This window comes from Parabacteroides sp. AF21-43, from assembly GCF_003635435.1.
GTDB lineage: Bacteria > Bacteroidota > Bacteroidia > Bacteroidales > Tannerellaceae > Parabacteroides > Parabacteroides distasonis.
Window position 1 is genome coordinate 8,802 of the sequence record NZ_QTMG01000038.1, and the last position, 12,633, is coordinate 21,434.

General features: G+C 44.3%; 11 protein-coding genes. 10 read left to right on the top strand and 1 reads right to left on the bottom strand.

The annotated features are described in order from the left end of the window. Positions 1-110: 110 nt before the first annotated feature. Complete coding sequence (locus DWX84_RS19635) at positions 111-1,106, top strand: nitroreductase (protein WP_048927789.1); 996 nt, start codon at positions 111-113, stop codon at positions 1,104-1,106. A 3-nt stretch (positions 1,107-1,109) separates the two neighbouring features. On the opposite strand, the gene DWX84_RS19640 is transcribed toward DWX84_RS19635, so the two are convergent. After that, positions 1,110-3,176 (bottom strand): cation:proton antiporter, encoded by a 2,067-nt coding sequence (locus tag DWX84_RS19640; RefSeq protein ID WP_044544615.1) that lies wholly within the window; start codon positions 3,174-3,176, stop codon positions 1,110-1,112. A 287-nt stretch (positions 3,177-3,463) separates the two neighbouring features. Here DWX84_RS19640 and DWX84_RS19645 point away from each other — a divergent pair, with 287 nt between their 5' ends. The 9 genes from DWX84_RS19645 (at position 3,464) to glmM (ending at position 12,587) form a co-directional block, all read left to right on the top strand. Further along, positions 3,464-4,753: a hypothetical protein gene (locus DWX84_RS19645; protein WP_005866279.1), complete on the top strand. Its 1,290-nt coding sequence runs from the start codon at positions 3,464-3,466 to the stop codon at positions 4,751-4,753. A 30-nt stretch (positions 4,754-4,783) separates the two neighbouring features. Further along, the gene (locus tag DWX84_RS19650) at positions 4,784-6,394 is read left to right on the top strand and encodes an OmpP1/FadL family transporter (RefSeq protein WP_005866281.1); all 1,611 of its coding nucleotides are present in this window, start codon (positions 4,784-4,786) and stop codon (positions 6,392-6,394) included. 205 nt (positions 6,395-6,599) lie between these two features. Beyond that, positions 6,600-7,193 carry an RNA polymerase sigma factor gene (locus DWX84_RS19655; RefSeq protein ID WP_008774229.1) on the top strand — a complete coding sequence of 198 codons (594 nt, stop codon included), beginning with the start codon at positions 6,600-6,602 and terminating at the stop codon, positions 7,191-7,193. 75 nt (positions 7,194-7,268) lie between these two features. After that, a complete protein-coding gene (locus DWX84_RS21710; RefSeq protein ID WP_172618149.1) occupies positions 7,269-7,442 on the top strand; it encodes a hypothetical protein in 174 nt (57 codons plus the stop codon). Between the two features lie 78 nt (positions 7,443-7,520). Continuing rightward, positions 7,521-8,171 carry a ribulose-phosphate 3-epimerase gene (rpe, locus tag DWX84_RS19660; protein WP_008774230.1) on the top strand — a complete coding sequence of 217 codons (651 nt, stop codon included), beginning with the start codon at positions 7,521-7,523 and terminating at the stop codon, positions 8,169-8,171. Between the two features lie 32 nt (positions 8,172-8,203). Continuing rightward, complete coding sequence (locus DWX84_RS19665; RefSeq protein ID WP_048927790.1) at positions 8,204-9,490, top strand: ComEC/Rec2 family competence protein; 1,287 nt, start codon at positions 8,204-8,206, stop codon at positions 9,488-9,490. A 37-nt stretch (positions 9,491-9,527) separates the two neighbouring features. Then, on the top strand, positions 9,528-10,577 hold the full coding sequence (locus DWX84_RS19670) for a bifunctional oligoribonuclease/PAP phosphatase NrnA (protein WP_005866290.1): 1,050 nt from the start codon (positions 9,528-9,530) through the stop codon (positions 10,575-10,577). A gap of 52 nt (positions 10,578-10,629) precedes the next feature. Next, positions 10,630-11,202: a DUF4827 domain-containing protein gene (locus tag DWX84_RS19675; protein WP_048927791.1), complete on the top strand. Its 573-nt coding sequence runs from the start codon at positions 10,630-10,632 to the stop codon at positions 11,200-11,202. Further along, on the top strand, positions 11,199-12,587 hold the full coding sequence (glmM, locus tag DWX84_RS19680) for a phosphoglucosamine mutase (RefSeq protein WP_005866292.1): 1,389 nt from the start codon (positions 11,199-11,201) through the stop codon (positions 12,585-12,587). The genes DWX84_RS19675 and glmM overlap by 4 nt, the downstream gene beginning before the upstream one ends. The last annotated feature ends 46 nt before the right edge of the window (positions 12,588-12,633 follow it).

The window sequence follows — 12,633 nt, forward strand, 5'->3', positions numbered from 1 at the left end:
GAGTCCTGTAAGGCGAAAGCTTTACGGGATTTTTTGTTTTTGAGGCGTTTGTCCGGGCACGAACGGAAAGAGGTAGTGGGCATCGCTAGAATGAGAAAGTGTATAATAATATGGAAACAGGATCATTGCGGATAAGTGATATACGGCCGGATTTTATCTATATGATGGAACAAGCCGTGAAAGCCCCATCGGGGCATAATACCCAACCTTGGTTGTTTCGTGTGCAAAAGGATAGGATACAGATTCTTCCGGATATGAGTAAGTCCCTTCCGGTCGTAGATCCGGATAACCGTGAGTTATTTATTAGCTTAGGATGTGCCACCGAGAATCTTTGCATTGCGGCTGAGGCAAAAGGATATGCTCCGCTACCGGTTTTTTCAGGATCGGGGGAGATCACCGTACTCTTGTCGGAGGCATCGATGATTAAGGAGACGAGTGGGCTTATCGAGGAAATTTCGGTCAGACAGACGAATCGAGGCATATATTCCGGGGAAATGATTCCATCGGATCAATTGAGCTATTTGAGGAATACGCCTTTGGAGGAAAATATCAGTCTGCATTTGTGGTCGAAAGGAGAGTGGGAGTTCGATACGCTTTCTTCTTATATATTTGCGGGGAATAACCGGCAAATGAACGATCATCTGTTTAAACGAGAGCTGAAATCATGGATGCGTTTTAATAAGAATCATGTACGAGCTACATCGGACGGCCTGAGTTATGCGGTGTTCGGGGCGCCGAATCTTCCCCGTCTTATCTCAGAGACAATCATGGGAAGTGTCTTGAAAGCCGGCATACAAAATAGGGGAGACAAGAAGAAGCTGGACTCTTCTTCTCATTTAGCCTTGTTTGCCTTACGGACAAATACGCTACCGGAATGGTTTGCGCTAGGCCGGAGTTTGCAACGTTTTCTTTTGAGAGCTACGGAAAAGAATATCGCTTTCGCCTTTTTGAACCAGCCTTGTGAGGTGCGTGATCTTTCCGGTTTGCTGGCGAAAGACTTGTCTTTCACCAACGAGATTCCTGCTTTGATCCTCCGTCTGGGATACGCTAAGCGGAAAATGCCGTACTCACCTCGAAAGTCTTGGCGTGAGAGGCTGGTTCCGTAATGGTTAAGTCAGATAGCGAGTGCCCTCGTTCATGCCAGCTTGCACGGGATATGCCAAGACGAAACTGTTTGCCTGAAAGTATTTGTTGAGGTACTTGGGGATACGGGCCATGGCGGGAGCGTAGGAAAGTCCTTCCTTGCGGCTAAGGATAATCCACATCGTGTCGTCCGGTTTTATATCCCGGAAAACGATCAGGAAGTCATCCCAGTCGTTGAATTCGATATAACTGGCTTCTCCGCTTTTCTTGGCTAATAATTTCTTTAAGGCATTCAAGGTCGCTTCCGAACCGTAAAAGACTGTCGCTGCACCTGTGTTCTGGGTCACGTTTCGTAGCCGGAAGATGATTTGGTTGAAACCGATTTCTTTTTCGGCCAATTCCGGGATGATGATCAGATGCCGTCTAACAGTAGAGATGGGTTGTGCGGGCTTGTATATGAATGTGCTTACACTACTTTCCGCCAATACGCTTTCCACGATATGGCCAAGGAAGGCCGCCGGTATATCTTTTTCCTTGTGCAATCCCACTACCAGATCTGTGATCTCCCGCTCTTTTACCACGCTGGCGATAGCATTCGATATGCTTAAGTCATATCTTAATAAATCCTTCATCCGGGTATCCGTGGCGGCAGCCGTATTGACTGCGGTCTGTAGAACCCTGCGGGATTGTTTTAACGCTTTCTCGTCTGAATGATGGTTATCTATCACTTTTAGGGCAAACAAGCCGTTCTTGTTTTGGGGAGATTTGATCGCCAAGCTGAGGTTGACCAGCTCTTCCACGGTCTCTTCATTGCTGACCGGTATCAAGATATGCTCTGATTCTTTTTTGTTTTCCTCCTTATCGGATATATCTTGGGCCGCTATGTTATGAGCGCCTTTTTGGGCGGCGAAAGAGGCGATGGTGCAAGTGACAAGTATCATCAGGATCGTACCGTTCAACACGCTCTCATTTAATAACCGGATTGGTTCCCCATTAGCGTCTGTTCCGGTGATTACGTTATATCCGACCATCACGGCGGCCAATGTAGCGGCGGCTTGTGCGTTACTTAGGCCGAAAATAACGCTTCGCTGATCCGTGGACAGATGGAAAGTCTTTTGGGTCATCCAAGCGGCTATGTATTTGGCGGCCGTAGCTACGATAATCATGATAAGTCCTACTTTAATGGTCTCGAAACTGGTAAAGAACGTACGATAATCTATTAACATACCTACGCCCAACAAGAAGAATGGGATGAATATGGCATTTCCTACGAACTCGACACGATTCATCAAAGGTGAGCTTTGCGGGATAAGGCGATTTAGGGCTAGTCCGGATAAGAACGCCCCGATGATCGCCTCCATGCCCGCTACCTGAGCTAGGAAAGATCCCAGAAATACCATCACCAGCACGAATATATACTGTGATATATTATCGTGTACATGCTTAAAGAACCAACGCCCAATGAAAGGGAAACCGAATAATACGATTAACGCGAATATCAAGATGGAAACCCCCAGACGAATCCAAAACATATCGTTGACCTGTCCGGTGGCCATGCCGACAATGATCGTTAGGACGAGCAATGCCAAGGTATCAGTGATCATCGTTCCTCCTACGGTGATACTGACAGCTTTGTTTTTGCTGATACCCAGTTTACTGATAATCGGATAGGCGATCAATGTATGGGAGGCGAACATACTGGCGAGTAAAACGGAGGTCAATACGTTGAATTGCAGGACCCATATCCCGACAACCGTTCCTAGGATCATCGGAATGAGGAATGTGTACATGCCGAAAGCTAGGCTTTTCGTACTATTTCTCTTAAAATCCGCCATATCGATTTCCAATCCGGCGAGAAACATGATATAAAGCAATCCCGCCGTCCCGGACAAGATAATGCTGCTATCCCGTAATACGAGATTAAAGCCATGCGGTCCGATAATTGCGCCGGCAATGATCAGTCCAAGCAGGTGAGGGATTCTCAGCTTGTTTAATAAAAGGGGAGCGGCCAGGATAATTAAAAGAATCAAGAGAAATTTTAATACCGGGTCCGCTAAGGGCAATGTGAAATCTATTGTCGAGGCTAATACCATATGCGTAATTTTTTCGTTATAATTTGAAACAAAAATAATAAGAATTTGCGGAGATTGCAGCGTTTACGCCAACTTTGCATCTTCTTTTATAGATAACAATAAATGTGTGAGTTTTATAAGTTAAAGTATATGTAAATCTTGGGACATTAACGTGAACCGATTATATTTGTACATACATTACATTGAGTTTATTGTTATAAAACTAAAAAGCGTTTAAACCCTTTGCATAAAAGGGCGTCAAACATGAAAAGAGAAAAATATTTATTTAATGTAGAGGAGAAACAAATATGAAACCCATGAAATTAACATCTTTAGTGATGATGCTTCTGATCGCATTTAGTGCCGCGGCTCAGGAGGAGTTCTTTGATGATGTGTATTTCTCTTCCAAAAACAAGAAAAAGAAAGAACAGGTTGAAGAGAAAAAGGTTGTTCAGCCGAAACAGGAGTCTAGGACCCTGGTCGCTACAGCCAAGAGCCAAGCTTCTTCAGACAGCCGGGATGTGGATGAATATAACCGTCGTTATACATCAGTCGAGGTGGAGGAGCCTTATCGTGAGGATGATTCCGTTATCTATGAGGATAGCGATGAGAATGAGTCTTCTTCCGAGCGTCGTTCGGATACTGAATATACGGAACGTATCATTCGTTATCATTCGCCGAGTAAGATTACGATCGCCGGAGCGGATCAAGTCGATTTGTATCTGAGTGACGGATATTATGGTTACGGCTATGATACGGATTATTCGAACGGTAGCGCGAACGTGAATTTTAATATCAATGTCGGCAACGGTTGGGGCTCGCCTTGGTATACAGGTTGGTACGATCCTTGGTTCTATAGTTATAGCCCTTGGTGGACTTATTCATCTCGCTTCTACGGCCCGTCTTGGGGATTCGGCTGGGGCTGGGGAGGCTTTTATGCCGGCTATTATAGTCCGTGGTACGATCCATGGTATGGCCCGTCTTGGGGCTGGGGTGGAGGCTATTGGGGTGGCCATTGGGGACATCACCATCATTACTATCCCGGTTACTACTCGACTCCAAGTAGACATTATTCAAACGGACGTTCCTCTTATCGAGATAATCGCTCTTATGCGAGTGGCAGAGGTTCCGGTTATACAGGTGGGCGGAGCAGTGGCTCTTCTTCCTTGAGAAATTCCGGATCGACTACAAGACCTTCGTCTTCAAGTTCCTTGAGCAATGGACGTGCGGGATCTACCCGTAGGGAATCTGCTATTTCCTCTGGTGCGGGACGTCGTTCCTCTTCTTCTGTTAGAAATTCGGCAACGACAAGAAGTAGCTCGGGCATAAGTAATAGCTCGGCGAGAACAAGGATTTCCAGAAGTAGTTCTGGAGCCGCATCTTCTTCCGGACGTCAATATTCAGCTCCGGTAACACGTTCTTCTTCCAGAAGCAGTAGCGATTTCTCAAATAGTCGCTCTTCTTCCAGTCAATTTAGAAGTTCCTCTCCTTCTCGTAGTAGTTCGGTAGGTTCTTCTTCCGGTAGCTTCGGTGGAGGTCGTTCTAGTGGAGGCTCTGTTGGTGGCGGAGGTGGCCGTGCCGGTGGTGGTCGCAGGTAAAAGTGTTAGGTTGATAAAATTAGAGATACGATGAAAAGGATAGGAATTATAATGTCGGTGCTTGCCCTGTGTGGCGGCACCGCTTTTTCGCAGTCACAGTTGGATGCCTTTAAGTATTCCCAGACGGAGTTGAATGGTACGGCTCGTTATTTAGGAATGGGTGGTGCTTTTGGTGCGTTAGGTGGTGATATTTCCGCTATGAATACGAACCCGGCAGGCTTGGCGATTTATAAAAGCTCGGAGGTGGTTACGACATTGAGTTTGTCTTCGGCCTCCGCGAAGACCGATTGGCTTGGTTCGAAGGTGGACAACAGCCGTACGAAGGTGAGTTTCGATAATATCGCTTACGTAGGATATTTCCCGACAGCGAATGATGAGGGTATCGTGAGCTGGAACGTTGGTTTCTCTTATAATCGCTTGAAGAATTATAACCGGAACTATACGATGGCTACAGGAGGTGATTTGAATACTTCTCTTTCTGATTATGTGGCCATGCGTGCGGCAGGAATGCCTAGCGGACTGTTGGGGGAGGGTAAAGACTATAACCCTTATAATAACCAAGACTTAGGTGATTGGCTATCTATTCTAGGATACAATGCCGGTTATATGGATTCATATAACGATAATGATAAAGAGTATTATAGTGCGTTCGGGGATAAAGATGCGGATGGGCAATGGAGTCCGTATTTATTGCAAGGAGGTCAATTAAAAGTTTCAGAGCGAGGTTCCGTGGATCAATATGACTTGGCTTTCGGTATAAATATATCGGAACTTGTGATGCTTGGCGCTACGGTTGCGATTACGGATCTGAACTATAGATATCAGTCATCGTATGATGAGGAATTTACGAACGGCAATAATTTATACTTAGATAATTACTTGGATACGGATGGTACCGGGTATTCATTTAATGTGGGTGCCATTGTTCGTCCTACTGATTTTCTTCGTTTAGGTGTAGCTTATAATTCACCTACGTGGTATAAGATGACAGATCGTTATTATGGTGAGGCCGGTTCTTATCTGACCTTTATGGATAAAGGGGAGATGAAGGAGCGTAAACTGGATGCGGCTACTCCTAATAATGCTTATTATGACTATGAATTCCGTTCTCCGGATAAATGGATATTTAGTGCCGCCGCAATCTTGGGTACGACCGCTTTGATAAGCGTTGATTACGAGTTGATGAATTATAAGAATATGCGTATGTATCAAACGGATGGTAGCAGTAACGTGTATACTAACCAAGATATAACGGATAATTTCAAGTCAATGAATACGATCCGTGTAGGTGCGGAGGTAAAGGTTACTCCTCAATTTGCCGTAAGAGCAGGTGTCGCCTACAGCGATAGTCCGATCAAGGATAAACTGAAGAATGGAGAGAAAGAGGTCTTTACGGTTGGTACGATTCCTAATTATACGATCGATAAAGGGGTCATGAATTATACGGTAGGTATCGGTTATCGCTTCACCCCGAACTTCTATACGGACTTGGCTTGTGTATTCCGTACGCATAAGGAAGATGTTTATGCGTTCTCTAATATGTTTGCGGGAGATGATCCGAAGCCATTCCTCGAAGCCCAACCCGCCACGATGAAAACAAACACGACTCGTGTAGCTTTGACATTGGGATACAAGTTCTAATATACATATATTTTAGATCAGTAAAGTCCCCTGTTCGTACGTTAAAGGTGCGGGCAGGGGACATTCTTTTTATAATTTGAAATAAAATGTTTGTTGGTTTAAAATATTTTTCGTTCTTTTGCTTTCATAAATAACATTGTATAACAGTTAAACCCCATCGCCTATAGCATAAACATTACTCGAATAAACTAAAAATGTGAAAGTAATGAAGACTTTAAAAATGATGACCGACGAGGAATTGGTTGTCCTTTATGCAGAAGGTAATAATGCCGCTTTCGATATTTTATTAAATCGATACAAAAGTAGCATTCATTCTTACATTTATTTCATAGTACGTAACAAAGAGCTTACGGAGGATATCTTTCAAGAGACCTTCGTGAAGGTTATCATGACTATAAAACAAGGTCGCTATACCGAGAACGGCAAGTTTAAGGCATGGATTACTCGTATTGCCCATAACTTGATTATAGATAATTTCCGTCAGGAACGTAGCGAGAACACGATCTCGAATGATGAGGTAGAAATCGACTTATTTAATAACATCAAGCTTTGCGATGGTACGATAGAGGATAATATCGTGCGCCATCAAGTATTGTCTGACGTGAAGAAATTGGTAAAGCATTTGCCGGATAACCAGCGTGAGGTGTTGGAGATGCGTTACTATCAAGATCTTAGTTTTAAGGAAATCGCCGATATCACGGGGGTTAGCATCAATACGGCCTTAGGGCGTATGCGTTACGCTATATTGAATATGCGCCGTATGGCCGATGAGAACCGTATCGAGCTATCTATGGTGTAAAATAATTTTCTTTCCATGCAATAAGTCTTAGGTCCCTACGTTTTATTAGCAAACAAGATAAAAATAAAGGTGCCTATGAGGAAGCATTCTACGCAATGCATGGATGATTTGGAGAAAAAAGTGAAAAGTGCCCCGGAGGCGAAAAGTTCGCCTCGGAAGCAAACGATGGATTTCTTGAAACAGTTTGCGAGGGCTTATCAAGCGGAACCGGCTGTACGTCCGGAGCTCTGCGGGTATGTGTTGAACTAAGAATTACGGAAAGAGAATCTATATTATTAGGTTCTCTTTCTTTTTTTGTGTACTTTTGTAAAAACAAAAGACAAGATTATGAAGCATTTGATAGCGCCTTCCCTGCTTTCCGCTAATTTTCTGGATTTGCGGAAGGAGGTGGAGATGATAAATAAAAGTGACGCCGATTGGTTGCATCTGGATATTATGGATGGGGTATTCGTGCCGAATATCTCGTTTGGTTTCCCGGTACTTAACGCATTAAAGCCTATATGCCAGAAGCCGATGGATGTGCACTTGATGATCGTGGAGCCCCAGAAGTTTATCCCTGAGGTCGCGGCTACGGGAGCCTATATGATGAACGTGCATTATGAGGCATGTACCCATTTGCATCGGACGGTAGCGGCTATTAAGGAAACGGGCATGAAAGCGGGTGTTACCTTGAATCCGCATACGCCCATCTGCTTATTAGAAGATATTATCCAAGATGTGGACATGGTTTTATTGATGTCCGTGAATCCGGGATTTGGTGGTCAACGCTTCATTGAGCATTCCGTAGATAAGGTGGCCCGTCTACGGGAAATGATAGACCGGAAGGGATTGAGTACTATGATCGAGGTAGATGGCGGGGTGAATTTAGAGACGGGAAAGCGTTTGGTTGACGCAGGTGCCGATGTATTAGTCGCCGGTAACTTCGTATTCAAATCTCCAGATCCGATACAAACAATTAAAGACTTGAAAGCTTTGTAGAACACATTAATATATCACAAAACCTAACTATCATGATTGAGGAAATACAAAAGCGGCCTTTTGTACGGCCGCTTTTTTTATGGATAACCGGAATTTTATGCTATGCGTTTTTACCTACCTCTTTGCTTTTATATGTTTTAGGGGTTTTATCTGCTCTGGTTTTTCTTTTTCTGGGGTTCTCGTGGGGGCGAGGGCATGCGGAGTTGCGATACGATTCCCGTTGGATATGGGGAGCTATAGTCTCTGTTTTGATTGTATGTTTGGCGGTTGAGGTCTGTTGGTATAGTGACCGGCGTATAGCGCTTGTAAATGAGCCTGCTTCTTCTTTAGATTTATTGGCTACCAAGGCTCAATATTCTTTGGTAAATACATTTGATCGTTTGCGTTTGTCTGATGAGGAGAAATCTATTTTGGCTACATTGACATTGGGATATAAGAAAGCGATGAGTCGGGAAACGAAAAGGCGCTTCTCTTTGGCGGGCGTGTCTCATATATTAGCGGTGAGCGGTTTTCATGTTGCCGTGATTTGTGGATTCTTATCTTTCTTTTGCTCGTTTATGCCAAAATGGGGGATAGGACGTTGGGTTCGTTATATCATTCTGGTGGGAAGTCTTTGGGGGTTTGTCTTTATCACAGGATTAGCGCCCTCGGCGGTACGGGCCGCCTTGATGCTGTCTTTATATTTAACAGGAAGGGCGCTTAGGCGTGTTACGGATGGATATAATACATTGGCCGCTGCCGCTTTCTGTATGCTGGCCTATAATCCGTATTATCTGTTTGATGTCGGTTTTCAGTTAAGCTATTTGGCTGTGTTTTTTATTTTATTCCTAGTGCCTCGTTTCAAGGAATGGATAGTGGTGAGAAATCCTTTGTTGGCCATGCCTTGGGAATGGATTACGGTGTCTATAGCTGCGCAGATAGGGACTGCTTTGCTCTGTTTTTATTATTTTGGACAATTTTCGACAGTTTTCTTGTTTACGAATCTACCGGTCACTCTCTTGGCTATGTTTTTGATTCCTTTTGCCTTTTTGTGGTTAGGCTATCCGGTGGATTTCTGTGGATATGACTGGATACAGAAGATCGTAGAAGGGCTGGTTCATGGCATGGTAAGGGTAGTGGACGTGTTCAGCGCCCTGCCTTATGCGACGATTACGGGTCGTTTTAGTTTCTTTGAGATGCTAGGAGGTTATGGTTTTCTTGTTTTATGCTTGATATATATGAAGATACGGGAACCAAAAGTTTTGTTGGCCGCCTTAACCCTTTTGTTAATAATATCAGTAAAGATCCTTATTGAACTTTTTTTGATAGCCGGAAACTAAAAAAGTCGTACCTTTGGGGTGAAAACAAAAAGATTATATGATCACTAAAATCATTCAAGAAGAGAAGATTCAGAAAGCCAAAAAATACGTAGAGAAAGGCGAGAGTTTTGTTATCGTGACGCATGTCTCACCAGACGGCGACGCATTAGGTTCATCCCTTGGTTTATATCATTTCCTATCCGCTTACGGTAAGGATAATGTAGCGGTAGTAGTACCGAACGCATTTCCCTCTTTTTATAGATGGATGCCGGGCGCTAAGGATGTCGTGATACATGAGAAATATCCGGATTTCGCCGAGAAATTGATCAAGGAAGCGGATGTTATTTTCTGCCTCGATTTCAATGAACCCAAACGTATCGAGAAACTGGCTCCGGCGGTGATCGCCTCAGAAGGCCGCAAGGTGATGATTGATCATCATTTGAACCCCGCAGATTTTTGTCGTGTGACGATGTCGTATCCGGAGATGTCTTCTACCAGTGAGATGATCTTCCGTTTTATTTGTCGTATGGGGATGTTCGATTTATTGAATCGGGATGCCGCCGCTTGTATCTATACGGGTATGATGACGGATACGGGATCGTTCACCTATAATTCGAATAAACCGGAGATTTATACGATCGTCAGCGAATTGATCAAGAAGGGGATTGATAAGGATTTGATCTATCGTAAGGTGAATCAGGTCTATTCCGAGTGCCGTTTACGTATGATGGGATATGTGTTGTATGAGAAGATGAGGGTCTATCCGGAACAACAGGCGGCTCTTATCACATTATCGAAAGAGGAACTGGATCGTTTTCAGTACCAGACTGGAGATACGGAAGGTTTCGTGAACTTGCCGTTAAGCATAGAGAACGTAAGCTTTAGTGTCTTTATTCGTGAGGACAGCGATTACATAAAGGTATCGCTTCGCTCCGTGGGCGATTTTCCTTGCAATCAGTTTGCTTCTACTTATTTCAACGGAGGTGGACATAAAAATGCGTCCGGAGGTGAGTTCTATGGCTCTTTATCTGAGGCCGTAGCCGTGTTTGAGAAAGGTTTACAGGAATTTAATCCTAATAAATCAGAAGATTTAGGCAAACATGCGTAAGGTTTGACGAAGATTATTTACATTTGCGATTCATTCAATTAAAGACTAACAAATGAAGAAAGGTTTTAATATCCTGTTGATTCTGTGTGCCGCATTAGTCGCTATCTCTTGTAGCAAGACAAAGTCGTACACGGATATGTTGAAAGATGAGAAAAAGGCAATCGAGCGTTTGATCGATGCTAATGATTTTGAGATTTTAGACGATTTTCCTAAAGATAGCATCTTCAAGGAGAATCAATTCGTTAAATTAGAAAATGGTGTTTATTTGAATATCATAGATAAGGGTTCTAGTGAGCGTGCGGTGCAGTATAAAACGAAAATGTTGTACCGTTGTAAATTGCACTACATACTGGAGGTGGATACCTTGGTGTACGAGAATTATGGCCCACATAGCAATGGGACTTATCCCATTCCGTTCACATACGGCGATTATTCGAACAGTAATCCATACGATCCTTCCTATCAATGGGTAAGCGAAGGTTTGCAGACTCCTTTGCAATATGTGGGAGACCGGGCTAGAGTAAAACTTATCGTTCCTTTTAAGCGGGGCACCTATTATGACCAGTCGAAAGGCTTGCCTGTATATTATGAAATTCTAGAATATATATTTGAAGAAAACTTATGACACTAATTAAATCTATTTCCGGTATTCGCGGTACAATAGGCGGTAGCCCGGAAGACGGATTGAATCCGTTAGCTATTGTTAAGTTTGTAGCCGCTTATGCTACATTCATCCGAAAAAACACAAAAGTGGAGACCAATAAGATCGTTGTAGGGCGTGACGCACGTATCTCCGGTCTGATGGTTAAACAAGTCGTCCTAGGAACGCTTACCGGTATGGGATTTGATGTGGTGGATATCGATCTGGCCACGACTCCTACTACCGAATTGGCCGTAGCTATGGAAGGGGCTTGCGGAGGTATTATCCTTACCGCCAGTCATAATCCGAAGCAATGGAATGCCTTGAAGCTTTTGAATGAGAAAGGTGAGTTCTTGAATGCCGCTGAGGGGGCTGAGGTATTACGCATAGCTGCCGCCGAGGACTTCGAGTTCGCCGACGTGGATCATTTGGGCAAGGTAATCCCGAATGCGACTTATAAGCAAAAACATATCGAGAGCGTCTTGAATCTGGATCTCGTGGACGTGGAGGCTATCAAGGCCGCTAACTTCCGTGTAGCTATCGATTGCGTGAACTCCGTGGGAGGTATCGTGATCCCTGATTTATTATACGCGTTGGGCGTGAAGGAAATCTTCAAGCTGCATTGCGCCCCTCATGGAAACTTCTCTCATAATCCGGAACCCATTCCGGAAAACTTGACAGAGATCTCCGATTTGATGGGACATGCGAAAGCGGATGTCGGTTTCGTAGTAGATCCGGACGTAGACCGTTTGGCGATTATCTGCGAGAATGGCGAGATGTTCAACGAGGAATACACCTTGGTCGCTGTCAGTGACTACGTATTAAGTCATACACCGGGTAATACGGTAAGTAACCTGAGCTCAAGCCGTGCGCTTCGCGACGTTACCCGTGCTCATGGTTGCGAATATAATGCCGCCGCTGTAGGCGAGGTGAACGTGGTTGCCAAGATGAAGGCTACGAATGCCGTGATCGGTGGTGAGGGCAACGGTGGAGTGATCTATCCGGCCAGCCATTACGGACGCGACGCTTTGGTAGGTATCGCCTTGTTCCTGACTCATCTGGCAAAGAAGAAGATGAAGACGAGCGAGTTGAAGGCTTCTTATCCTCCGTATTTCATCTCCAAGCAAAAAGTCCAGTTAACGCCGGAGATCGACGTGGACGCTATCTTGGCGAAAGTAAAAGAGAAGTTCTCTCAATACGATATTACGGATATCGACGGAGTGAAGATCGATTTCCCGGATAAATGGGTTCATTTGCGTAAGAGCAATACGGAACCGATCATCCGTATCTACTCTGAGGCCCATACGATGGAGGAAGCCGAGGAATTAGGCGGTCAATTAATACAGATCATCAACGAGATGTGTAAATAACACCCTTTCGGGGCGTTTTAAAATATTGGGTTCAGTCTTCAGCCGA